The organism is Duganella sp. GW821-FHT01E12 (assembly GCF_059422325.1).
Map to the genome: position 1 here is coordinate 232,653 of NZ_JBWKWR010000004.1, position 22,683 is coordinate 255,335.

At 67.5% G+C, this 22,683-nt stretch carries 28 protein-coding genes; 15 read left to right on the forward strand and 13 right to left on the reverse strand.

The annotated features are described in order from the left end of the window. The first annotated feature begins 19 nt into the window (after window positions 1-19). Window positions 20-583, forward strand: a complete 564-nt coding sequence (locus AC07WS_RS14270) for a hypothetical protein (RefSeq protein WP_494729721.1) — start codon at window positions 20-22, stop codon at window positions 581-583. Continuing rightward, entirely contained in the window at window positions 580-1,356 is a 777-nt protein-coding gene (locus tag AC07WS_RS14275) for a superoxide dismutase (protein ID WP_494729722.1), read from the forward strand. The genes AC07WS_RS14270 and AC07WS_RS14275 overlap by 4 nt, the downstream gene beginning before the upstream one ends. A 53-nt stretch (window positions 1,357-1,409) precedes the next feature. On the opposite strand, the gene AC07WS_RS14280 is transcribed toward AC07WS_RS14275, so the two are convergent. Together AC07WS_RS14280 and AC07WS_RS14285 are read right to left on the reverse strand one after the other, a co-directional pair. Beyond that, window positions 1,410-1,634 (reverse strand): YMGG-like glycine zipper-containing protein, encoded by a 225-nt coding sequence (locus AC07WS_RS14280; protein ID WP_494729723.1) that lies wholly within the window; start codon window positions 1,632-1,634, stop codon window positions 1,410-1,412. A 106-nt stretch (window positions 1,635-1,740) separates the two neighbouring features. Then, window positions 1,741-3,768 (reverse strand): AsmA family protein, encoded by a 2,028-nt coding sequence (locus tag AC07WS_RS14285; RefSeq protein ID WP_494729724.1) that lies wholly within the window; start codon window positions 3,766-3,768, stop codon window positions 1,741-1,743. 138 nt (window positions 3,769-3,906) lie between these two features. On the opposite strand from AC07WS_RS14285, the gene AC07WS_RS14290 reads away from it, so the two are divergent. From AC07WS_RS14290 to AC07WS_RS14320, 7 genes are all read left to right on the forward strand, one after another. After that, entirely contained in the window at window positions 3,907-4,296 is a 390-nt protein-coding gene (locus tag AC07WS_RS14290; protein WP_494729725.1) for a DUF4398 domain-containing protein, read from the forward strand. Between the two features lie 12 nt (window positions 4,297-4,308). Beyond that, complete coding sequence (locus tag AC07WS_RS14295) at window positions 4,309-5,217, forward strand: OmpA family protein (protein ID WP_494729726.1); 909 nt, start codon at window positions 4,309-4,311, stop codon at window positions 5,215-5,217. Window positions 5,218-5,237: 20 nt separating this feature from the next. Beyond that, window positions 5,238-5,765, forward strand: coding sequence for a ferritin-like domain-containing protein (locus AC07WS_RS14300; RefSeq protein ID WP_494729727.1), 528 nt, complete (start codon window positions 5,238-5,240; stop codon window positions 5,763-5,765). Between the two features lie 61 nt (window positions 5,766-5,826). Continuing rightward, a complete protein-coding gene (locus AC07WS_RS14305) occupies window positions 5,827-6,129 on the forward strand; it encodes an ElaB/YgaM/YqjD family protein (protein ID WP_161098957.1) in 303 nt (100 codons plus the stop codon). Window positions 6,130-6,147: 18 nt separating this feature from the next. Beyond that, complete coding sequence (locus AC07WS_RS14310) at window positions 6,148-6,516, forward strand: phage holin family protein (protein WP_494730011.1); 369 nt, start codon at window positions 6,148-6,150, stop codon at window positions 6,514-6,516. Between the two features lie 12 nt (window positions 6,517-6,528). Further along, on the forward strand, window positions 6,529-6,900 hold the full coding sequence (locus AC07WS_RS14315; RefSeq protein WP_494729728.1) for a hypothetical protein: 372 nt from the start codon (window positions 6,529-6,531) through the stop codon (window positions 6,898-6,900). A gap of 46 nt (window positions 6,901-6,946) precedes the next feature. After that, complete coding sequence (locus AC07WS_RS14320; RefSeq protein ID WP_494729729.1) at window positions 6,947-8,110, forward strand: patatin-like phospholipase family protein; 1,164 nt, start codon at window positions 6,947-6,949, stop codon at window positions 8,108-8,110. Window positions 8,111-8,122: 12 nt separating this feature from the next. On the opposite strand, the gene AC07WS_RS14325 is transcribed toward AC07WS_RS14320, so the two are convergent. From AC07WS_RS14325 to AC07WS_RS14335, 3 genes are read right to left on the reverse strand one after another with little or no spacing between them, the layout of a single operon-like run. Next, window positions 8,123-8,461 (reverse strand): hypothetical protein, encoded by a 339-nt coding sequence (locus tag AC07WS_RS14325; RefSeq protein ID WP_494729730.1) that lies wholly within the window; start codon window positions 8,459-8,461, stop codon window positions 8,123-8,125. A gap of 17 nt (window positions 8,462-8,478) precedes the next feature. Beyond that, a complete protein-coding gene (locus tag AC07WS_RS14330) occupies window positions 8,479-8,631 on the reverse strand; it encodes a DUF3309 family protein (RefSeq protein ID WP_116989538.1) in 153 nt (50 codons plus the stop codon). A gap of 26 nt (window positions 8,632-8,657) precedes the next feature. Continuing rightward, complete coding sequence (locus tag AC07WS_RS14335) at window positions 8,658-9,104, reverse strand: outer membrane lipoprotein (protein ID WP_494729731.1); 447 nt, start codon at window positions 9,102-9,104, stop codon at window positions 8,658-8,660. Between the two features lie 205 nt (window positions 9,105-9,309). On the opposite strand from AC07WS_RS14335, the gene AC07WS_RS14340 reads away from it, so the two are divergent. From AC07WS_RS14340 to AC07WS_RS14350, 3 genes are all read left to right on the forward strand, one after another. Continuing rightward, a complete protein-coding gene (locus AC07WS_RS14340; RefSeq protein WP_117009652.1) occupies window positions 9,310-9,621 on the forward strand; it encodes a BON domain-containing protein in 312 nt (103 codons plus the stop codon). 52 nt (window positions 9,622-9,673) lie between these two features. Further along, window positions 9,674-10,828 (forward strand): AI-2E family transporter, encoded by a 1,155-nt coding sequence (locus AC07WS_RS14345; RefSeq protein WP_494729732.1) that lies wholly within the window; start codon window positions 9,674-9,676, stop codon window positions 10,826-10,828. A 73-nt stretch (window positions 10,829-10,901) separates the two neighbouring features. After that, window positions 10,902-11,189 (forward strand): hypothetical protein, encoded by a 288-nt coding sequence (locus AC07WS_RS14350; RefSeq protein WP_494729733.1) that lies wholly within the window; start codon window positions 10,902-10,904, stop codon window positions 11,187-11,189. Here AC07WS_RS14350 and AC07WS_RS14355 read toward each other — a convergent pair. Further along, complete coding sequence (locus tag AC07WS_RS14355) at window positions 11,186-12,031, reverse strand: YihY/virulence factor BrkB family protein (RefSeq protein WP_494730012.1); 846 nt, start codon at window positions 12,029-12,031, stop codon at window positions 11,186-11,188. The two genes, AC07WS_RS14350 and AC07WS_RS14355, sit on opposite strands and share 4 nt — an antisense overlap. 42 nt (window positions 12,032-12,073) lie before the next feature. After that, window positions 12,074-13,114: an OmpA family protein gene (locus AC07WS_RS14360; RefSeq protein WP_494729734.1), complete on the reverse strand. Its 1,041-nt coding sequence runs from the start codon at window positions 13,112-13,114 to the stop codon at window positions 12,074-12,076. A 333-nt stretch (window positions 13,115-13,447) separates the two neighbouring features. Between AC07WS_RS14360 and AC07WS_RS14365 the strand changes: the two genes are divergently transcribed. The 3 genes from AC07WS_RS14365 (at window position 13,448) to AC07WS_RS14375 (ending at window position 16,499) form a co-directional block, all read left to right on the forward strand. Then, window positions 13,448-14,080 carry a winged helix-turn-helix domain-containing protein gene (locus AC07WS_RS14365; RefSeq protein ID WP_494729735.1) on the forward strand — a complete coding sequence of 211 codons (633 nt, stop codon included), beginning with the start codon at window positions 13,448-13,450 and terminating at the stop codon, window positions 14,078-14,080. Window positions 14,081-14,196: 116 nt separating this feature from the next. Beyond that, window positions 14,197-15,066, forward strand: coding sequence for a M90 family metallopeptidase (locus tag AC07WS_RS14370; RefSeq protein WP_494729736.1), 870 nt, complete (start codon window positions 14,197-14,199; stop codon window positions 15,064-15,066). Between the two features lie 110 nt (window positions 15,067-15,176). Further along, complete coding sequence (locus AC07WS_RS14375) at window positions 15,177-16,499, forward strand: ATP-binding protein (RefSeq protein WP_494729737.1); 1,323 nt, start codon at window positions 15,177-15,179, stop codon at window positions 16,497-16,499. Here AC07WS_RS14375 and AC07WS_RS14380 read toward each other — a convergent pair. Genes AC07WS_RS14380 through AC07WS_RS14405 form a run of 6 tightly spaced genes read right to left on the reverse strand, consistent with a single transcriptional unit; the run spans window position 16,489 to window position 22,564 of the window. Further along, window positions 16,489-16,968, reverse strand: coding sequence for a response regulator (locus AC07WS_RS14380; protein WP_494729738.1), 480 nt, complete (start codon window positions 16,966-16,968; stop codon window positions 16,489-16,491). The two genes, AC07WS_RS14375 and AC07WS_RS14380, sit on opposite strands and share 11 nt — an antisense overlap. Continuing rightward, the gene (nosR, locus tag AC07WS_RS14385) at window positions 16,965-18,287 is read right to left on the reverse strand and encodes a response regulator c-di-GMP phosphodiesterase, NosR family (RefSeq protein WP_494729739.1); all 1,323 of its coding nucleotides are present in this window, start codon (window positions 18,285-18,287) and stop codon (window positions 16,965-16,967) included. The genes AC07WS_RS14380 and nosR overlap by 4 nt, the downstream gene beginning before the upstream one ends. Continuing rightward, window positions 18,284-19,762 (reverse strand): ATP-binding protein, encoded by a 1,479-nt coding sequence (locus tag AC07WS_RS14390; RefSeq protein WP_494729740.1) that lies wholly within the window; start codon window positions 19,760-19,762, stop codon window positions 18,284-18,286. Before AC07WS_RS14390 ends, nosR begins: the two co-directional genes overlap by 4 nt. Continuing rightward, window positions 19,759-20,592, reverse strand: coding sequence for an HDOD domain-containing protein (locus tag AC07WS_RS14395; protein ID WP_494729741.1), 834 nt, complete (start codon window positions 20,590-20,592; stop codon window positions 19,759-19,761). Before AC07WS_RS14395 ends, AC07WS_RS14390 begins: the two co-directional genes overlap by 4 nt. Beyond that, complete coding sequence (locus tag AC07WS_RS14400; protein ID WP_494729742.1) at window positions 20,589-20,921, reverse strand: hypothetical protein; 333 nt, start codon at window positions 20,919-20,921, stop codon at window positions 20,589-20,591. Before AC07WS_RS14400 ends, AC07WS_RS14395 begins: the two co-directional genes overlap by 4 nt. Further along, window positions 20,918-22,564: an EAL domain-containing protein gene (locus tag AC07WS_RS14405; protein ID WP_494729743.1), complete on the reverse strand. Its 1,647-nt coding sequence runs from the start codon at window positions 22,562-22,564 to the stop codon at window positions 20,918-20,920. The genes AC07WS_RS14400 and AC07WS_RS14405 overlap by 4 nt, the downstream gene beginning before the upstream one ends. Between the last annotated feature and the right edge of the window lie 119 nt (window positions 22,565-22,683).

A 22,683-nucleotide genomic window follows, 5' to 3' on the forward strand; every position in this document is an offset into this window, starting at 1 on the left:
CAACTTGAGGAGAACTACCATGTCACGTCTGTCTTATCGGAAGCTGGGATTGGTCGCGTTGCTCGCCATGAGCATGGGTGTGGTGCACGCCGAACCGCAGGGGGATCTGCTGGCCGCGCTGGCCAAGGGCAAGCAGTCGCTGCTGGATGGCATACGTCAGGTGAACCAGGATGCCGGCGTCGCGCTGTCGGCCAAGTTCGAGTTCGACGATGCCGGCAAGTTGTCGCTGTCGGTGTACTCGGCGGGCAAGGGACTGGCTGCCGCGCCGGAGCAAAACGTGCTGCAGGAATTTTCCGGCAGCCCCGAGCAAAGCCAGTGGAAGCCCGAAGTCGAGGTGTTCAAGGATGCGCCGCATATCGCGCGCTCGTCGGAGCAGTTGACCCTGCTGTCGCTCACCCGCGTCACCCTGCCGGACTTGATCGCCAAGGCGGAAAAGGCGCAGGCGGGGATAGTCTATTCGATTACGCCGGCCGTCAAGCAGCGCAAGCCGGTCGCGCTGGTGCTGGTGGCCCACGGCGGAAAAGTCACCGAGCTGACCTACAACCTGCTCGACGGGGCGTTGCTGGCAACGCGGCGGCAATGACCGAAGCAGCCAAGCCAGCCAGTCCCACATCTGACACCAAGGAGTCCGTCATGCCCCCATCACGCCGTCAATTCATACGGACATCGGCCGCCGCGGGCGCCGGAATCGTTGCCGCCCGCTTGCCCGAAGCGGCCGCCAAAGAAAAGAGCCGCGACCTGGACCAGTTGACCGACGCCAGTGGCAAGTATGCGGCTGGACCGCTGCCATTTTCCTACGATGGCTTGGAACCGGTGATAGACGCCAGGACCGTCGAGCTACACTACAATTTTCATCACAAGCCGGCGGCGGCCGCCGCCAACAAGGCGGAAGAGGCGCTGGCCAAGGCACGCGACAGCGGCGACTTCGCGCTGGTCAAGCACTACCAGAAAGAGCTGGCGTTTCAGCTCTCCAGTCATATCCTGCATACCATTTATTGGAGTAATTTGTCGGGGAAAGGCGGCATGCCCAAAGGCGAACTGGCCGTCGCTATCGCGGCCGAATTCGGTTCCTATGAAAAATTCAAGGCGCATCTGATCGCGGCCAGCACGGCGGTCGAGGCCTCGGGCTGGGGCTTGCTTGGCTACCACCCCGTGACCCGAAAGCTGATGGTGATGCAATGTGAGAACCATCAGAAGCTGACCGCCTGGGGCGTCCAACCATTGTTGCTGCTCGACGTTTTCGAGCATGCATACTATTTGAAGTACCAGAACCGGCGGGCCGAGTATCTGAACAGCCTGTTTAACATCATCAACTGGGATAACGTCGCCGCGCGCTACGACGCCGCGCGCGCTTGAGGAAGCTATGCGGACCCACGCGGGTTCGCATGCTTCCAGACGGGGGCGGCCGATTAGCGCGGCGGCTTGTTGACCTGGTTGCCGATCACGCCGCCGACCGCGGCGCCGCCCACGGTGCCGACCGCGCTGCCGCCGGTCAGCACCGAGCCGGCCACCGCGCCGACGCCGGCGCCGATGGCGGTGTTGCGGTCCTGGTTGGACATGCCGGCGCAAGCGCTCAGGCCCAGCGTGGCCGCCAGCACGGCGGCGGTCGAGATGTAGTGTTTAATATTGTTCATGATCTTCTCCTTGCGAATTGAGGCGCGGCAGGGGCGCCTACACCAATAACGCAAGCGTACGCAAGAATCCGGAATCATTCCGTTCGGCAGCGCACATAGAACGCGCCTAGCGCCTGGGCGCCGTCTTGCCCGGCGGCGGCGCGACCGGCTTGCCGCCTTGCTGCGCCAGCAGGGTGGCGCAGCCGGTGGTCTCGCCGGGGCCGGCGTTGATCAGCGGCAGGATGGCCGCCACCGGCGCCACCACCGCCAGCGCCAGCGCGCCGCCCGCGCGCAGCGCCAGCACGCCCTTGTCGACGCTGACGGCCGGCTCCTTGAAGGTGCCGCGCACGTAGATCGGCGCCCGCAGCGAGATCACTCGCACGCCCTTGGCGTCGGGGCGCAGCGTCAGGTCCATCTTCTCGTTGCCGAGGTTGACGGTGCCGGCGACGTCGATCCTGGCGTCCGAGGTGTCGACCACGAACAGGCGCGAACGCATCAAGCCGTTGCTGACGCCGAAGTCCGTCACCATGCAATTGAGCTTGACCTGCTTGTCGCCGATCAGCTTGGTCAACACCACGTTGCCGATGTTCAGGCCCATCTCCTCCAGCAGCAGCTTGCTGACGCTGCCCTCGTTGATCACGCCCTTGAGCTCGCCGTTCGAGGTGGCCAGCAGGCCGGCCACCGAGTTGCCGGTGGCCGACAGCGAGATGTCGGCGTTGACCTCGCCCACCGTGGCCTGCATCTCCTCGATGCGCGGGAACAGCTGGCGCAGCTTGAGATGGCGGGCGGCGGCGCTCAGCTCGGCGCGGATGGCGTCGCGATTGAGCTTGCCGCTGCCGTCCAGCTTGACCTTGGACGTGAAGCGGCCGCCGGCCACGTCGAAGTCCAGCGGCGTCAGCGCCAGCACGCCGTCCCGCATATTGATCCGCGTGTCGAGGTTGGCGATCGGCAGGTCCTTGTCGCGCGTGATGCGCAGCGCCTTGAAGCCGACGTCGGCGTCCAGCGCGGTCCAGCGCTCGGTCTTGAACGGTTCCACCGGCAGCACGCGGTCGCCCGGCTGCACCGGCGCCACGCCGCGCGCCTGCTTGCTGGCGTTGGAGTCGGCGCCGATCAGCGGCCCCAGGTCGGAGAACTGCAGCAGCTTCGATTGCACCGCGCCCGTCAGCAGCGGCCGCGGCAGCGACTGGCCGTAGCGGTATTCGAGCTGGCCGGCGATGTCGGAATGGCCGACGCGGCCGGTGAACTTGTCGTACACCCAGCGGCTCTCCCTGGCGCCCAGGTGGCCGCTCAGGTGGCCCTCGGTGGCGAAGGCCGGGGTTTCCGGCAGCAGCACGCCGGTCAGCCCGTACAGGCGCGCCATGCTGGGGCCGGACAGCTTCAGGCGCAGGTCCAGCGCGGCCAGCGCGGCCGGCTTGGTCAGCGTGCCCACCACGGCGATGCTGCTGCCGCCGACGTTGATGTTGGCCGCCAGCGGGTAGGGCGTGGACTGCTGCTGCAGCGACAGCACCGCGCCGGCCTTGCCGCCGCCGCTGACGTCCTGCCGGTTCCACTTGCCGCGCACGGTCCAGGCCACGCCGTAGGTCGGGTCGGCGTTGAGGGTGTCGACATCGGCCACCGCGTCCACCCGCGTCAGCGCGTCGACGTAGTGCACCGTGCCCTTGGTGAAGACCACGCGCTGCAGGTCCAGCTTCCAAGGCGACGGCTTGTCGGCCGGCTTGAAGGTCCAGTTGTTGGCGCCGTCCGCCTTGCGCTGCAACCACACCTGCGGCGTGTCGAAGCGCAGCACCGGGATGGCCAGCCGGTGCTCCAGCAGCGGCAGCAGGTCGATCGAGAACGAGAACTGGCCGACGCTGGCCATCTGCGCCGGCCAGCCGGCCGGATTGCCGACGTGGACGTCGCGCGCGACCAGGTGCGGCAGCGGCAGGTAGTCGCGCCAGGTGCGGTCGGCGTTGCCGCGGCCCTGGCGCTCCCAGGTCAGCGACAGCTCGCCGCGGATCGCGAACGGGCGGTCGATGGCCTCGCTGACCTTGTCGTTGAGCCAGGGGCGGGCGCGGTTCCAGTCGTAATTGAGCAAAACGATCGCGGCGATGGCGGGCACGGCGACCAGCACGCCGGCGACGGCGAGGGCGATGCGGGTGCGGCGGGACGAGGGCATGGCTGGCCTTTTTTCTTATTGGAGTAAGGCTATTTTACTAGCCTGTGCCGGGCGCGGAATGTGCGGCACCGTACTGAAGCTGCCGCGCCATGGGCCTATAACGTGAACCTGCGATATGACTTTTTAAGGAGAAGAATAATGACGACCATCCATCACCGTTACGCCAGCCTGTGCGCGCTTGCCGCCATGCTGGGCCTGGCCGCCTGCGCCAGCGACAAGACGCCGGCCACCGCCGACGTCGCCGTCTCGCGCGCCGCCGTCGCCAACGCCACCAGCGCCGGCGCCGCCGACCTGGCGCCGGCCGAAATGCAATCGGCGCGCGAGAAGCTGATGCGCGCCAACCAGGCGCTGGCGGCCAAGGACTACAAGAGCGCGCAGGACCTGGCCAACCAGGCCTCGGCCGACGCCCAGCTGGCGCAGAGCAAGGCCAGCTCGACCAAGGCCAGCATGGCGGCGGACGAGCTGCAGCAAAGCATACGCGCGCTGCGTGAGGAACTGAGCCGCACCAACGCAACGAGCCAACAATAAAGGAGTCCGACCATGAAATCCCCTAGCCTGAAAACCACGCGCCTCATCCCGGCCGCGTTCGCGCTGGCCGTCATGGTGGCGGCCTGCAGCACCACGCCGACCACCACCAGCCTGCTCGACCAAACCCGCGGCGACTTCATGGCCGCGCAAAGCACGCCGTCGGTGGCGGCCAACGCGCCGCTGGAGTTCAAGGCCGCGTCCGACGCGCTGGACCGCGCCAACGCCGCCGCCGCGCAGAAGGAAAGCCTGGCCGAGATCGACAAGCTGGCCTATATCGCCAAGCAGAAGATCGCCACAGCGCGTGAAGTGGCCAAGCAGAAGCAGGCCGAGAACGAGATGGCCAACGCCGGCCGCCAGCGCGACGAGATCCGCCTGGAGCAGCGCACCACCGAGGCCAACCAGGCCAAGTCGCAGGCCAACCTGGCCAAGGCCGACGCCGACGCGGCCCGCGCCCAGGCCGACGCCGCCGCCAACAGCGCGCGCGACGAGGCGGCCAGGAACGCCGCGCTGCAACAGCAGCTGGCCGACCTGCAGGCCAAGCAGACCGAGCGCGGCATCGTCATCACGCTGAGCGACGTGCTGTTCAACGTCGACCGCGCCGAGCTCAGCGCCGAAGGCATGCGCACCGCGCAGAAGATGGCCGACGTGCTGCTGCAGGAGCCGCAGAGTGCGGTGCTGATCGAAGGCTTCACCGACAGCACCGGCAGCGCCGCGCACAACCTGGAGCTGTCGCAGCGGCGCGCCGAATCGGTGCGCAACGCACTGATCGGCCTGGGCGTCAAGAGCGACAAGATCGCCACCCGCGGCTATGGCGAGGCCTACCCGGTCGCCAGCAACGCCGATGCCGGCAGCCGCCAGCTGAACCGCCGCGTCGAGATCGTGCTGTCGCAGAACGGCGCGCCGATCGCCACCCGTCATTAACTTGTGAAGGAATGCATATCATGGCTGAATCCACTTCCACCGGCATCGACAGAGAAGCCATCCGCGCGGCCGCGCGCCACATGCAGGACGGCCCGGTCACGGCCGGCTACCAGGGCGACCGCGCGGCCGTCCTGAAGATGCTCAACGACGCGCTGGCCACCGAGCTGGTGTGCGTGCTGCGCTACCAGCGGCACTACTACACGGTCACCGGCCGCGACAACGGGCCCATCAAGGCCGAGTTCCTGGAGCACGCCACCCAGGAACAGGAACACGCCGACTGGCTGGCCGAGCGCATCATCCAGCTGAACGGCCGGCCTGATTTCAATCCAGCAACATTGCTCGCACGTAGCCATGCCGAGTATGATGCATCTGACGATGTGCAATCGATGATACGGGCCAACCTGATCGCCGAGCGCGTCGCCATCGAGTCCTACCGCCAGATGATCGAGCAGATAGGCGGCAGCGACCCGACCACACGCCATTTATTGATCAAGATCATGGCGGTGGAAGAGGAACACGCCGACGATATGCGCGATTTGCTGGGATAATGCAAATTTTGCAGTTTGCTGTACAGTTTTCACTTCACACAACCATAACAGGAGCTCCATCATGCTGGAACAAAACATCAGTACCGTGAATAACGACGTGAAAACTCTGGTTAAGGATGCGCAAGCATTGTTCACCGCCGCCACCGCGCTGACCGGCGAAAAGGCCGAGGAACTGCGCGGCCGCGGCATGCGCGCGCTCGACACCGCCCTGGCCAAGGCCCACGAGGCCCAGCAAAGCGCGCTTGCCGCCAGCAAGGAAATGGCCAAGCAGGCCGACGTCTACGTCAAGGAAAACCCATGGCGCTCGATCGCCGCGGCGGCCGGCGTGGGCCTGCTGATCGGCGTGATCATCGGCCGCAAGTAAGCCATCGTGTCCGACGAGATGAACCGTCCGCCGGGCCTGATCGCGTCGCTGGGCAATATCGCCCGCAACGGCATCGGCCTGGTCCTGACCCGGCTGGAGCTGGCCGCGCTGGAGCTGTCGCAGGTGCGCAACCACCTGCTGCAGCTGGTGCTGGTGTTCGCGCTGGCGGTGGTGGCGGGCTGCTTCGCGCTGGCCTACGGCACGGTGACCATCGCCTATCTGGCCTGGGACAGCCTGGGCTGGAAGATCCTGCCCATCATCACCGGCGTGTTCCTGCTGATCGCGATCGGCCTGATCCTGTACGCGCGCGGCATGATACGCAGCGGAAAACTGTCGCTGCCGGCCACGATGGCCGAGCTCAAGTCCGACCGCGACATGCTGTTGTAACCGGGAGAGCAGATGAGCAAAGAAGCTGAACGCGCCGCCATCGAGGCGGACAAGCAGCGCCTGATCCGCGAGGGCGAGTTGTATCGGATCAAGGTGGTGCATGCCAAGGCGCTGGTGGGCAACGCGCTGCAGCCGGACGCCATGCTGCACGGCGCCGTCGAGCAGGCCATCGGCATGGCCCAGGCCCGCCTCGGCGGCTTGTTGCAGCCGGGCGGCCTGAAGAACGTCAACTTCAAGGCGCTGCTGCCGTACGCGCTGACGGTGGGTTCCTACATCGCCCGCAAGCGCCTGGTCAAGCCGGCCATGGGCGTGGCCCTGGCCGCCGGCGTGGGCATGGCGTGGCTGCTGCGACGCCAGCCGGCGCCGCAGGAAGAGCAGGAATGAACCCCCAAACGCCGCAGCCGCGGCGTTTTTTCATTGGAGTGAGCAGATGAGCAAAGCGAAACACGAACTCAATCCCGAGCGCCTGCGCGTGGTGCTGGTGCTGCAGGGCGGCGGCGCGCTGGGCGCCTACCAGGCCGGCGTGTTCCAGGCGATGCACGAGCACGGCCTGGCGCCGGACTGGATCGTCGGCACCTCGATCGGCGCGATCAACGCCGCCATCGTGGCCGGCAATCCGCACGAGACGCGGCTGCAGCGGCTGAGGGAGTTCTGGGACGGCGTGGCCCACCGCGACAGCTACGACATGAACCAGGTGCCGGACATGCAGCGGCGCTCCAACGTGCTGCTGCAGACCTGGGACACGGTCATGCGCGGCGTGCCGGGCTTCTTCAAGCCGCGCTTCATGAGCCTGTTTCCTACGGGGACGGCGGTCGCGCCCGAGCAGGCCAGCTTCTACGACACCAGCGAACTGGGCGCCACCCTGAACCGGCTGATCGACTTCGACTACCTGAACGCGCCGGGCGGCATGCGGCTGACGGTCAACGCGCTCAAGGTCACCTGCGGCACCCTGCGCAGCTTCGACAACCGCGAGCTGACGCTGAGCGCCGACCATGTGCGCGCCAGCGGCGCCTTGCCGCCGGGCTTTCCGCCGGTGCGCATCGACGGCGAGCTGTACTGGGACGGCGGCCTGTATTCCAACACGCCGCTGGAAACCGTGCTGGACGACAGCGAGCATGTCGACACGCTGTGCTTCATGGTCGACCTGTGGAACGCCGACGGCCCCGAGCCGACCACGCTGGACGAGGTGCAGACGCGGCAGAAGGACGTGACCTTCGCCTCGCGCTCCAAGCGCCATCTGCAGGATTACGTGGCCACGCACAAGCTCAAGCAAAAGCTGCGCGAGCTGTACGGGGCGCTGCCGGAGCGGGCGCAGTCGGAGCAGGGCGTGCGGGATCTTGCCGGCCTGGGCGGCGACAGCACGCTGCACGTGGTGCGACTGGCGTACGCCGGGCGCGACTGGAACATGGCGGCCAAGGACATCAACTTCTCCAGGGGCTCGATCGACTGGCGCTGGGACCAGGGCTACCAGGACGCGCTGCGCGCCATCACGGCGGCCGGCTGGCTGAGCTTTGTGACGGAAGACACGCCGCTGGTCGTGCACGAGCTGCCGCCGTTGCGCAAGCCGGCGCACGACCAGGAGCGGGCGGCCTAGCGGCCTGCGGGCTTAGTGCTGGTGGTTTTCCTCGCGGATCTGCTCGGCTTTCGCCATGTCCTGCCGGTAGGTCGCTTGCGCGTCCTTCAGGCAGCCGCGGCGTTCGGCGGGCGGTCCCTTCTTGCAGGCGATATTCGCCTCGGCCAGCGCGGCGCCGATTTCCTTGCGCAGCGTGCGCAGTTGCGCGGCCGGGCTGGTGTCGTCCTGGTACCAGCGCGCCGGGTCGCCCTTGGCGATTTCCGCCTTCTGCAGCTGGGCGTTCTGCGGCGGCGTGGTGTTGCTGCCCGCCTGCGCGGCCAGCGCGGCGCCGGCCAACGCGGCGCCGATGACGATGTGTTTGAAGTGAGCCATGATTTCCTCCTGTGGCGTTACAGCCTGCCGGTGAGCAGCATGAGCAGCAGGATCACCACCACCAGGCCGGTGATGCCGCTGGGTGCATAGCCCCAGCTGCGGCTGTGCGGCCAGGTCGGCAAGGCGCCGATCAACGCCAGCACCAGTATGATCAGAATGATGGTCCCCATGTCGGGCTCCTCGTTAAACGTCAGGTTTAATAGCGGTACACGCGGCCGTCGACCAGACGCACGCGGTTGCCCGCGCGCAGGTCGTAGACGCTGTCCTGGTTGATGATGCGGTAGTCGCCGTTATCCATGCGCACGCCGATCTGGTATTGCTCGTGCGCCTGGTTGCGGCTGTCCTCCACCTTGTTGCCGACCACGGCGCCGCCGACCGCGCCGGCCACGGTGGCGGCGGTGCGGCCGCTGCCCGAGCCGATCTGGTTGCCCAGCAGGGCGCCCACCAGGCCGCCCGTGACGGCGCCCGCGCCGCTGGTGCCGGACTTGGCCTGCACGACCTGGATCGATTCGATGGTGCCGTAGGACGCGCTGTCCGACGGATTGACATAGGTGGTCTGCTGCGGCTGGCTGGTGCCGGCGCAGCCGCTCAGGACGGCGGTGGCGGCGATCAGCGTGGCGGCGATGGCGGTCGAGTGTTTCATGTTGTGCTCCCGAAAAAGTGTGGTTCCAGCATAGTCAGCGCGGATGTGGAGGTCTGTGCGCTTCCGCACCCAGTCCGGCGATGTGCGCGCTGTGTACGTTAGCGAACAGAGGCGGGCGGGGAAGGGGCGTAAAACAGCTGCATCGGTAGCGGGCATCCAGTCCTGCTGGCTGACAAACCACTGTTCAACACCCTAGGAGAATGCCATGAAAATCGCCCATAAAATCGCCACCGCCCTGTTCACCGTATCGCTGCTGGCCACGGCCGGCTGCGCATCGACCTCGACCAAGGAGGGTACGGGCGAGTATGTCGACGATTCCGTCATCACCACCAAAGTCAAAGCCAGCATCTTCAACGAACCCAGCCTGAAATCCACCGAGATCAACGTGGAGACTTTCAAAGGCACGGTGCAGCTGAGCGGCTTCGTGGCCCAGCCTGAAGACATCGCCAAGGCCGGCGAGGTGGCGCGCGGCGTCAAGGGCGTGACCGCCGTGAAGAACGACATCCGCGTCAAGTAAGCCCTGGCAGCCGGCGCGCAGCCGCCGCGCCGGCGCTACTCTGTGAGCCATCATGAACCTGCCGCCCGCCGGACTTCCCCGCGTTGACCCAGTGGCCGCCGATGGCGATCTCCCCCGCATTCCGCTGCACGTCAACGCCCGCGGCCTGGCGCTGGGCGTGATCGCGACCGTGGCCTTCGTCTACGCGCTGCAATGGTCGCGCAATTTCCTGGTGCCGCTGCTGCTCGGCATCCTGCTCTCCTACATGCTCAGTCCCATCGTGTGCTGGCTGGAGCGCCTGCGCATTCCGCGCGCGCTCGGCGCCACGCTGGTCACCGCCGCGATACTGGGCGGCGCCTTCGTGGTCATCGACAAGGTGCAGGGCGAGTTCGAGGCCATCGTCGAGGAGCTGCCCACCGTCACCCATAAATTGTCGCGCCTGCTGGCCGAGCGCCTGCATGGCGGGCCCAGCACGCTGCAACGCATCCAGGCGGTGGCCACCGAGCTGCAGCAAGCTACCGCCGGCGCCCAGGAACGGCGCGCCGCGCGCAAGGCCGCGCCGCCGCCGGACAGCGGCGCCTTCCCGGTGATGGACTGGCTGTGGGCCGGCTCGATGGGCGTGATGGGTTTGCTCAGCCAGGCGACCATGGTGATCTTCCTGGTGTTCTTCCTGCTGCTGTCGGGCGACACCTTCAAGCGCAAGCTGGTCAAGCTGACCGGGCCGTCGCTGAGCAAGAAGAAGATCACCGTGCACATCCTGGAGGACATCAATTCCTCGATCCAGAAATACATGCTGATGCTGCTCGTCACCAACGGCCTGCTGGCCTTGCTGATGTGGATAGCGCTGCGCTGGATCGGCCTGGAGAACGCCGGCGCCTGGGCCATCGTGGCCGGGCTGCTGCACGTGATGCCGTATTTCGGCCCCTTGCTGGTCACGCTGGCCACCGGCGCGGTGGCCTTCCTGCAATTCGAATCGCTGCAGATGAGCGTGCTGGTGATGGGAGCCTCGCTGGCGATCGCCACGCTGGTGGGCACCGTGGTGGCGACCTGGATGACCGGCCGCTTCGCCCGCATGAACGCGGCGGCGGTGTTCGTCAGCCTGCTGTTCTGGGGCTGGTTGTGGGGCGTGTATGGATTGCTGCTGGGCGTGCCGCTGATCGTCATCGTCAAGGTGGTGGCCGAGCGCGTCGAGGGCATGGAAGTGGTGGCGGAGCTGCTGGGCGAATAGCTTGCGCGATCGGGCTTGTTTCTGGTCGGCAGTCGGCTAACATGACCATAACAGACACAGTGAGGAGGATGCCATGAGTCCAGAACACGACCGCCGCCGGCGGCCGGAAACGTCCGATACCGCGGGTTGGCATTCCCTGGAATTCATCGTGCGCCATGCGCTGGAAGTCCAGCGCGACGTCGGCACCGCCAGCGCGGTGCAGTTCCTGCAGGGCATAGGCATCAGCCCGCAGGTGATCGACCGCGTGCTGGCGCCCGACGCCCAGGTGCGCGAGGCCGACCAGCAGGCGCTGGCCGCGTCGCTGCCGGTGGCCGACCTGCCGGTGGCCACGCCGCGCGCCTACCTGCGGCGGCCTGTTTAGGGACGCTGGCGCAAGCTGCCCAGTTGCAGCGCGTACTGGCGCGCGAACTCGGCGCCGAGGAAAAAGATCTGCGCCGAGTAGTACACCCACAGCAGCAGCGCGATCAGCGAACCGGCCGCGCCGAAGCTGCTCGTCACGCCGCTGTTGCCGATGTAGGCGCCGATCAGGTACTTCCCCAGGGTGAACAGCGCGGCCGTGCCCAGCGCGCCTATCGTCACGTCGTGCCAGGACAGCCGTACGCGCGGCAGCAGCTTGAAGATCACGGCGAACAGGGCGGCGATGACCAGATAGCCGATGATGAAATTGACGCCCGACAGCAGCAGGCCGGCCTGGCGCCAGTGGGCGTCCCACAGCTTGTCGAGCACCGTCAGCGCGGCGCTGACCGCCAGCGACACCATCAGCAGGAAGGCCAGCACCAGGATCATGCCGAAGGACAGCAGGCGGGTGCGGACCACGTCCCAGGCGCTGCCGTGGACCAGCGGCGGCGCTTGCCAGATCTCGTCCAGGCTGGCCTTGAGCTCGGCAAACACGCTGGTCGCGCCGAACAGCAGCAGGGCGCCGGCGGCCAGGGTGGCGATGCGGCCCTCGTCCTGGTTGCGGGCGCCGGCCAGCACCAGCTGGACCGCTTGCGCGCCCTGGGCGCCGAGCAGGCCGCGCAGCTCGTTGAACAGCTGGCCGCGCGCCGCCTGCGGGCCGTAGAACCAGCCGGCGATGGCCAGCACCAGCACGGGCGCCAGCGAGAACAGCGTGTAGAACGCCAGCGCCGCGCCCTTGCTGCTGGCGCGGTGGGCCAGCCATTCGGTGACGGTGCAGCGCAGCACCGAGCCCAGGTTCCGTTTCATCATAAAAAAAAACCCCGCCGGGGGGCGGGGTGGGCTGTCGGTTTATTGCACGCGCCGTTCGACGGTGATCTGTTCGATCTCGACGCGGCGGTTGGGTTCCAGGCACTTGATCAGGTCCGCGCGTTTCTTGTTGTTGCAAGTGACGACGGGATTGGCCTTGCCCTTGCCCACGGCGTTCAGGCGGTTGGCGCCCACGCCCTTGCCGGCCAGGTAATCCTTGACCGCGCTGGCGCGGCGTTCGGACAGCTTGAGGTTGTACTTGTCGCTGCCCAGCCTGTCCGCGTAGCCGGTGATGACCACGTTGTCGATGCCGGGGTTGGCGTTGAGCACGTTGGCGATGTCGTCCAGCTTGGGCTGGTTCGGGCCCAGCTTGGCGCTGTCGAAGCCGAACAGCTCGGTGGCCGACATGGTCACCTTTTCAAAGCGCGCCGGCGGCGGAGGCGGCGGCACCACGGGCGGCGGCGGCGGTGGCGGCTCCACCGCTTGCGGCGGTGGCGGCGGCGGCGCCGGCGGCGCGGCTTTCGGCGGGGCGTTGAAGGCGATGTTCAGGCCGACCGTCGCGTAGTAGTTGTTGCTCTTGCTGTTCGGGAATTCGCTGCCACGGATGAAGCCGTGCACGTCGCGCAGGTCGGCCTGGAACGCGACCTGGTCGCTGATGTCGGCCTGGAAGCCCAGGCCGGCGCTCAGGTAGGGCGAGGTCTTGCTGCGTTCGCCGATGAGGTTCAGATTGGCCTTGTCGCGCTCGGCGCCCACGCCGATCAGCAGGAAGGGACGGAACGATTTGCGCGAGAACATGTACAAGCCGTCCACGCCCAGCGTGTTCTGCTGGTAGCGCTGGCCGTTTTCACGCGAGCGGGCATAGGTGGCGCCGGCCTGCACGTCCCAATCCTGGTTGAGCGCCTTGCCGAACTTGAGGCCGGCGCCGTAGCCGCGCTTGTCCACGCCGAAGTCCGAATCGGGCTTGATGGCGTTCAGGCTGGGCTGGATATACCACGATGGATTGACGACCGCATCCTGGGCCAGGGCGGAAAACGACGCGCATAAGGCTGCGGCGGCGAGGGCGATTTTCTTAGACTTATTCAAAATGAGCTCCCGATTGTTGATGAGTGTGTTGCTGCAACAGCAAATGAAGTGTCGCTGTTGGACCGCAGATTAAGGAATTTGGTGCAGCTCTTCCGTGCGTTAGCGTACCTATGCTTGTGCTGTATCAAATTCATCACACTTCTTGAAACTTAGTTAAATGCGTCTTGTCACAGCTTAAGTGCCAAGTATTTTCGCTAATGTTCGTTGCCGCACAGACCAATGCGCTGCGAAAAGGCATTCTTGAGTCAGATGCAGAGACCGTAGCGAGATGCCAGCCGCCCGCCACGCCATCCGCTGCCACTAATCTCGGCAATTGTTATAAGGAGTGATCCCATGCATGCAGTTAGACAACCTCAACATCTGGTCCAGAACGAGATGAAAGCCTCGCCGGAAATGCACGCCAGCACAGCCAAGCTGATGCTGGTGGAGCGTCCGGCCCCGGCGCCTCTGGACCGGAAGCCTGCGCTGTCGATGGCCTCTATCGAGCGCGTCCGCTCGACCTCGGCCACGCTGCGCCGCATCGAAAACATGCAAAAGCTGATCGGCGAATTGCAGCTGCACGAGATGCTGGCCGACGAAATCGCCTGGTTCCTGAAGTTCTCGCCGTCCGGCGCCCGCAAATACATCCGCGACCTGCGCGAAGCGGGCGTGATCGAACTGGCGCGCTACGTCGAGGGCACGGCCACCTACCTGGGCAAGGCGGTCTACCAGCTGACGCCGGACCCCGAGCGCGTCAGCGCCTTCCTGGCCGCCATCGTCCAGCCCAAGCGCGAAGGCGCGCCGCCGCGCAAGGAGCGTCCCGGCCTGCGCGAACAGGCGATGGCCGGCAGCGGCCGCCATTTCCACATCCTGGCCGACGACACGCACTACGCGATCCGCGTCAACCGCGGCCCGGTGATGCGCGATCCGCTGGTGGCCGCGCTGTTCGGCTCGGCGCCATCGCTGCAGAAGGAAGAAACCGTCTGACCGCCGCGCACGGCGTATGATGAGACAGCCGGGTCACTCCCGGCTGTTTGCATATTGAAATGTCGGCAAGGCGCCCCACCTAGCCCTGACTGGACATCTCAACGGACGCGCTGCACATGGAAGCTTTGACCTGGATCGGCCTGACGGCGCTGCTGATAGCGCTGCCTTTCTACTACCCGCGCTGGCGCCTGCGCCGGGTGCTGGCGCAGCCGTTGCCGGCCGAGGCGGTGGCCGTCCTGCAACGCAACATCCCGGTCTACCTGCGCATGGACGCCGGCCTGCGGCAGCAGTTGCAGCGCCTGGTGGTGCAGTTCCTGCACCAGAAAAAATTCATCGGCTGCGAAGGGCTGGAGGTCACCGACGAGATGGCCGTGACCATCGCCGGCCAGGCCTGCCTGCTGCTGCTGAACCGGCCCAGCAAGGTGTATCCGGCGCTGCACACCATCCTGGTCTACCCCGGCGCCTTCGTGGCGCGCCGCGCCGAGCTCGGGCCGGGCGGGGTGGTCACGCCCGGGCACCAGAGCATGCTGGGCGAATCCTGGGACGACGGCCGCGTGATCCTGTCGTGGGACGACGTGCGGCGTGGCGCGGGCGACTGGACGGATGGCCACAACATCGTGCTGCACGAATTCGCCCACCAGCTCGACAGCGAATCGGGCCGCGCCAACGGCGCTCCCTACCTCGGCAACCCGGCCAGCTATCGCGAATGGTCGGCAGTGCTGGAGCGCGATTTCCAGCAGCTGCGCCACAGCGCCATGTACCGCCAGCACAGCGTGATGGACCACTACGGCGCCACCAACCCGGCCGAATTCTTCGCCGTCGCCACCGAGACCTTTTTCGAAAAACCCTACCAGATGGCCGAGCACCACGCCGAGCTGTTCGCCGAATTCCTCAAATACTACCGGGTCGATCCGCGCGCGTGGATGTCGCCGCCGCCGCCGCCGCCCGAGCCGTCTTTCGACTGGGCGCCACACTGGTCGCACTGAACACCTTCCGCGCCGGAACTAGGGCATAATCAAGACTAGCCGCGCACGTTGATGCCTGTCGTCCGCCTGCGCGAACTGCGCAGGTCAGACGCTGTCGCGAGGCTATCAATATGCAATTCGAAGAGTTCGATTTTTCTTCCGACACCGCCGCGCCCCGTGCCGCGCCGGTGGCCGAGGCGGCGTCCCCGCTGGTGCGCCTGCAGTACCTGGTCGACAACACGCCGGCCATCATCTACTGCACCGTGCCCAGCGGCGATTTCAAGATGACCTTCGTCAGCAACAACGCCTACAACGTGCTGGGCTACCGGCCCGAGCAGATGGTGGCCGACCCCAACTTCTGGTTCGACCACATCCATCCCGACGACGCTCCCAACATCTTCTCCAGCCTGGCGCTGGTGTTCAGCGAGGGCCAGCGCGCCTACGAGTACCGCTTCCGCGTCAGCGACGGCAGCTACCTGTGGATGCACGACACGCTGCGCCTGATCCGCGACGAGCACGGCGTGCCGCTGGAGGTGATCGGCTCGCTGACCGACATCACCGAGCGCAAGCGCATGGAGGAGGCGCTGCAGGCCAAGGGCGTCGAGCAGCAGGCGCTGATCGGCGAGCTGCGCAACGCCCACGAGCAGCTGCTGCAGTCGGAAAAAATGGCCTCGATCGGCCAGCTGGCGGCCGGCATCGCGCACGAGATCAACAACCCGGTGGGCTTCGTCAACTCCAACATGGGTTCGCTGAAGAACTATGTCGGCACCCTGCTGGGCGTGATCGAGCGCTACGAGCAGGCGGCCGCGCCGCACCCGGCGCTGGCGGCCCAGCTGGCCACGCTGCGCCAGCAGGCCGACCTGGAGTTCCTCAAGGAGGACGTGACCGACCTGGTGCGCGAGTCGATGGACGGCCTCAAGCGGGTCAAGGACATCGTGCAGGCGCTCAAGGATTTCTCCCACGTGGGCGAGACCGAGTGGCAGGTGGCCGACCTGCACCACGGCCTGGACAGCACGCTCAACATCGTCGCCAACGAGATCAAGTACAAGGCCAAGGTCGAGAAGCACTATGGCGTGCTGCCGCCGGTCACCTGCCTGGCCTCGCAGCTGAACCAGGTGTTCATGAACCTGCTGGTCAACGCCGCCCACGCGCTGCGCGAGCAGGGCGTGATCACGATCCGCACCGGCGCGGCCGACGGCTGGGTGTGGATCGAGGTGGGCGACAACGGCTGCGGCATCGCGCCGGAAAACCTGCACCGCATCTTCGAGCCCTTCTTCACCACCAAGCCGGTCGGCAGCGGCACCGGGCTGGGCTTGTCGCTGTCGTACGGCATCGTCAACCGCCACGGCGGCCGCATCGAGGTGGCCTCGGTGGTGGGCAAGGGCACGCGCTTCACCGTGCATCTGCCGGTGCAGCCGGCGCAACCGGCGCAGGCTGCGCCGGCTACAGGATGACGGCGCCGTCGTCGTCGCGCTTGACGTCCAGCAGGCCCGGTTCCTCGGCCTCCAGCCGCCGCGCCTCCAGCTCCTGCGGCGTGGGCGGCGCGGCCCGCTGCGCCAGCGCCAGCCGCACGTTCTGCTCCAGTTCGGCCGCGTCCCAGGGCTTGCTCATGAAGCGGAACGCCTGCGCCTGGTTGATCGCGCTGAGCACGGTGTTGTACTCGGTCGAGGCGCTGAGCATGATGCGCACCGTGTCCGGCGCCACGTCCTTGAGCGCCTGCAGCAGCTCGCCGCCGGTCATCTGCGGCATGTGGTAGTCGCAGATCACCAGGTCGAAGTCGCAGTAGCAGATGCGCTTGAGCGCCTCGTAGGGATCGGTGCAGGTCTCGATCTGCGGCGGCGCGTCGCGCAGCATCTGCAGCAGCGCGCGCTGCAGCGCGTTGAGCACATTGACCTCGTCGTCCACCAGCAGGATCTTGCTCATGCTTCCCCCTTGGGATTGCGCACCCAGATCGCCAGCCGCGCGCCGCTCTTGGTCTCGAAGTCCTGCACCTGCTGGATCATGCGCGCGTCCAGCACGTGGTCGACCGACAGCAGCATCAGGCCGTCGCGGCTGATCAGGTCGCGCGCCAGCACCATGCCCGGCAACAGCTCGCCCGACAGCACCTCGACCCCGGCGCCGGCGTCGGCGGTGCCGTCGACGATCTGGCGGAAGGCCGCCACCACGTTGGGGTCGTAGCGCTTGCCGCTGGCGTCGAGGATCAGCGACTTGGCCTCCTCCGGCCGCAGATGGCGCTGCACCATCGCGCCCTGCTGCAGGTTGTAGTAGTCGGCCGCCAGCGCCAGGATGCGCGCGCCCAGCGGGATGGCCAGGCCGGCCAGGCCTTCCGGGAAGCCGTTGCCGTCGAAGCGTTCGAGCTGGCCGCGCAGGATGGCGGCGCTGCCGCGCAGGTCCTCCAGCGGCATCAAGAGCTCGGCGGCGCGCTGCGGATGCTTGCGGAACAGGCCCAGCGACTCGCCTTTGAGCTGGGTCAGCGGGGTTTGCAGCAGCTCGTCGGAAAAGCCGATCTTGCCGATGTCGTGCAGCAGCGCGGCGATGAAGATTTCCTGGGTCTCGCGCGCGTCCAGCTCCAGCCGCACGGCCAGCTGGCGCGCCAGCTCGGCCACCAGGCGCGCGTGGCCGGGCTGGTTGTGCGCGCGCAGCTCGATCATGCTGGAGAAGATCTTGATGGTGGTGACGAAGTTCCGCTTGAGCTTGTTGTTGGCGGCCGCGGTGGCCTCGTGCTCGGCCCGCAGCTGGCGCGTGCGCGCCTCGACCTTGGCCTCCAGGCTCTGGTTGAGCGTCTTGAGCTCCTCGTTCTGGCGCAGCGTCAGCGCCTCCAGCCGCTGCTTCTCCTGCTCCAGCTGGCGCCGCTCCAGCGCGTGGCGCACCACCAGCAGCATGTCGCCGTCTTCCCACGGCTTGGTGATGTAGCGGTAGATCTCGCCGCAGTTGATGGCGTCCTGGATGGACTGGATGTCGGAGTAGCCGGTCAGCAGCAGGCGCACGGTGTCGGGCCAGCGCGCGCGCACCTGGGCCAGGAACTGGGCGCCGTTCATTTCCGGCATGCGCATGTCGGAGATCACCAGGTCGACCTGTTCCTTCTCCAGCACCTCCAGGCCCAGCGCGCCGCTCTCGGCCAGCAGCACCCGGTAGCCGGCCGGCCGGAACAGGCGGCGCAGCGAGGACAGGATGTTGGGCTCGTCGTCCACGCACAGCAGCGTGGCGACCGCGGCCGGCGCCGGCGCCAGCGCGGTGTTCATGGCGCCTCCCCGGCGATGGCCTCGGGCTGGTGGATAGGCAGGTAGACGCGGAAGCGGGTGCCCTTGCCCAGCTCGGTTTCGACATCGATGTGGCCGCCGTGCTTTTGCACGATGCCGTAGGCCAGCGACAGCCCCAGCCCGGTGCCCTTGCCGACCGCCTTGGTGGTGAAGAAGGGGTCGAAGATGCGCGACAGCGTGTCCGGCGCGATGCCGCTGCCGTTGTCGGCCACGTCGATCCACACCTGCTGGCCGTCGGTGCCGGTGCGCACCGTGATGCGCCCGCGCTGCTCGCCGATGGCGTGGGCGGCGTTGACCACCAGGTTCATCACCACCTGGTTGATCTGCAGCGGCAGGCACTGGATGTCGGGGATGTCGCCGTATTCCTTGACCACGTCGGCCTTGTACTTGACCTCGTTGCCGACGATGTTCAGGGTGGAGTCGATGCCGCGGTGCAGATTGGCCCACACCCAGTCCTGGTTGGCGTCGACCCGCGAGAAGTCCTTCAGGTCCTGGACGATGTGGCGCACCCGCACGATGCCCTCGCGCGACTCGGCCATCAGCGAGGGAATGTCCTGGCGCAGGAAGTCGATGTCGATCTGCTCGCGGCGCGCGCGCAGGGCGGCGGCGGCGGCGGGGTCGCCGATGGCGGGCTCGGCCTGCTGATAGGCCTCGAGCATCTCGAACAGCTGGTCCAGATAGGTTTGCAGGGTGGTGAAGTTGGAGAAGATGTAGCCGATCGGGTTGTTGATCTCGTGCGCCACGCCGGCCGCCAGCTGGCCGATCGAGGCCAGCTTGTCGGCCTGCACCAGCTGCTGCTGGGCGCGCGACAGCTGGTCGTTCAGCTCGGTCAACTCCAGGTTGCTGCGCCGCAGTTCGGCCTCGGCCAGGTGGCGCTGGCGGATGTCCTCCTGCAGCTGCTCGTTCATGTCGGCCAGCTGGGCGGTGCGCTTCTCGACCACGTGCTCCAGGTTGTCGTGCGCGCGCCGCAGCGCGTTCTCGGCCACGCGCCGCTCGGTGACGTCGCGCAGCGTCTCGATGGCGCCGACGATGCGGCCCTGGTGGTCGCGCAGCGGCGCCGCCGTGAAGTGCAGCCAGTGGCCGCTGGCGCCGATGTTGGGGAAGAAGTCCTCGGCCTCGTAGGCGCCCGGGATCAGCGACGAGGCCTGGTATTTGCCGGGGTAGTGCAGCTCCAGCAGGCGGTCGTCGCCGGCCACGATCAGGTCGGCCAGCACCGGGCGCGGCTTGGGATAGAAGGCTTGCCAGTGGTTGCTGGTGCCGACCATGGCCTGCTTGCTCCAGCCCAGCAGGTGTTCGCAGGCGCGGTTCCAGTGCGTGATCACGTGCCGGGTGTCGATGGCGAAGGTGGCCACCGGATGGCCGTCGAAGAACTCGGAGAGCGCGATGCTGTCGTGTACGGCGAGGTCGGCGGACGCGGCGTTGGCGGCGGCGGGGGCGGAAGGGGCGGCGGCGGTCATGGGGTCAGCATCTGGCACATGGTTTCGAACAGCTGTTCGGTCTCGGCGAACACGCCGGCCCAGGCGGCCTCGTTCAGGCCCAGCGACTGCCAGGCGGCCAGCGACAGCGGCGGCACCTGGTCGTCCTCCTGGCCCGACAGGTCGAGCGCGTGGGCCAGGATGTTGGCCACGTAGATCACGGTCGACAGCGTGGCCGGCCCGGCGTCGGCGGCGCGGTGGTGGTCGGCCACGGCGGCCTGGATGGGCGCCGGGAATTTCCAGTGCCGGGCCAGCGCGCTGCCGACGCTGGCGTGGTCGATGCCGAACACCGCCATCTGGGCCGGCGCGGCCGGACAGTCGTGCTGGCGGCGGTGGGCGTGCACGCGGCGGTAGTCGTCCGGGAAGCGGGTGGCCAGCACCAGCGTGCCCAGGTCGTGCAGCAGGCCGGCGGTGAAGGCGGTGTCCGGGTTGAGCCGCACATGCGGCGCCAGCACGCGCGCGCACACGGCGCTGGCGATCGAGTGGCGCCAGAAGGCCGGAAAGTCGAACTGGTTGCCGGGCGCGGGCTTGAAGCTGTCGGTCACCGAGCAGGCCGTCACCAGCGTGCGGATGGCGTGGAAGCCCAGCACCGACACCGCCTGCTGGATCGAGGTGACCTTGGCCGGCATGCCGTAGAACGAGGAGTTGGCCAGCCGCAGCGTCTTGGCGGTGAGCGCCTGGTCGAGCGTGATCTTGGCCGCCAGCGCGTGGGTGTCGATGTCGTCCTGGTTCATCGTGGCCAGCAGTTCGTTGACCACCGCCGGCAGCGACGGCAGGTCGCGCACGGCCTTGATGACGTCGTCGGCGTTCATGGTTGCGGTCCTTCGCGGTAGGCGCGCAGCTGCGCCAGCAGCACGGCGCCGCCGTCGCTGCCGGCGCTGTGGCGGAACAGGCGCTCGAGCCGCGCCAGCTGCTGCGCGCGGGCCCGCGCCAGCGCGGCCGGATCGGCCGGCTCGGCCGCGGACCAGACCACGCAGCGCTCGATGCCGCGCCGGCGCAGCGAGGTCAGCGTGGCGGCGGTCAGCGTGGCGTCCTGCGGCAGCAGCACGCCGCCGTGGGCGTCGAGCAGGGCGGCGGCCAGGACCATGCCCTCGGCCGCCTGCTGCAGGTCGATTTCATTGGGGGTGGGGGTGTTGCTCATCTGTCGGCCTCCACGGTGCTCAGTGTGATCAGGCTGCCGCGCGAGGCCGAGTGCTCGCCCATCGGGTAGCACATCACGGCGTAGCGCTGGCCGTCGATGTCGGCCAGGTGGCGGGGCGGCAGGCCGCCGGCGGACTCGGCCGGAAAAAGTTCGGGCAGCACGGCGCTGGCCTCGTTGCCCAGCAGGCCGCCGCTGTGGCGGAACAGGCCGGAGGCGGCGCCGTTGATGAAGGCGATCATGCCGCTGTCGTCCATGCCGATCACCGGCAGCGGCAGGTGCTGCAGCAGTTCGCGCGCCACGCTCAGGCTGATCTCGTCGCGGCTGATCTGGCGCTGCTTTTCCAGCAGCAGCTGTTCCATGCGGCGGTTGGCGGCGGCCAGCTCCTGGTTGGCGCTGCGCACCTCCAGGTTCAGGCGCTGGTTGTCGTCGGCGATTTCCTTGACGCGGAAGGCTTCGGCGATGTGGCCGCGCAGCTGCTCGTCCTCCCACGGCTTGGTGAGGAATTTGTAGATCGCCCCTTCGTTGACGGCGTCGGTCACCGATTGCAGCTCGGTGTAGCCGGACAACATGATGCGGATGGTGTCGGGCGTGAGCTCGCGCGCCTTGCGCAGGAAGTCCGCGCCCAGCATGCCGGGCATGCGCTGGTCGGAGACGATCACGTCGACCGGCTGCTGGGCCAGCAGCGCCAGGCCCTGCGGGCCGTCGCCGGCGGTGAAGATCTGGTACTGGTCGGCGCGCAGCAGACGCTTGAGCGCGGCCAGGATGTTGGGCTCGTCGTCCACCAGCAGCAGCCGGCGCGGCGGCCGGTGCATGCGCAGCAGGTGGGCCGGCAGCGCGCGCCCGCTGGCCAGCAGCTGGTGCAGCTCGGCCGAGTCCAGCGGCGGCGCGAAGAAATAGCCCTGGATCTGGTCGCACATATTGCGGCGCAGGAAGTCGCACTGGCTCTCCGTCTCCACCCCCTCGGCCACCACCTTCATGCCCAGGTTGTGGCCCATGGCGATGATGCTCTTGGCCATGGCGGCGTCGTGGCTGTCGTTGACCACGTTGCGGATGAAGTCGGCGTCGATCTTGATGGCGTCGAAGGGGTAGCGCTTCAGGCTGCTGAGCGAGCCGTGGCCGGTGCCGAAGTCGTCCAGCGTCAGCGTCAGGCCGCGCGACTTGAAGCCGGCCAGCACGTCGTCGCAGCCGGCGCCGGCCTCGGTCAGCGCGGCCTCGGTGATTTCCAGCGTCAGCGCCTCGGGCGTGATGGCGTATTCGTCCAGCATGGCCGCCACCGCGGCGCCGAAGCCGGGATCGCGGAACTGGCTGGGCGAGACGTTGATCGCCACCCGCAGGTCGATCTGGCCGCCGCGCCGCCAGGCCTGCAGGTCGCCGCAGGCGCGCCGCAACACCCACAGGCCGACGGCGGCCGTCATGCCGGCGGCGTCGGCCTGCGGCAGGAAGGCGTGGGCCGCCAGCAAGCCTTGATCCGGATGCTGCCAGCGCACCAGCGCCTCCAGGCTGACCACGGCGCCGCGCTGCAGATCCACCAGCGGCTGGTACAGCAGGCGCAGCTGGTCCTGCGCCAGCGCCTGTTCCAGCGCGTGCTGGAACGGCAGGTCCGGCTTGGACGGGACATCGTGCGTGTGCGGGGCTGCGTGCATGGGCGCCTTGCGAAATGATAGCTGGTGCATATCGGAATACCCGAATCGATTATACGGCCTCGCTAGTCGTGTAGCTTGCACGCTCCGGTTTTTTTTCGGCGGCAGGCGCCGGCGGGCTT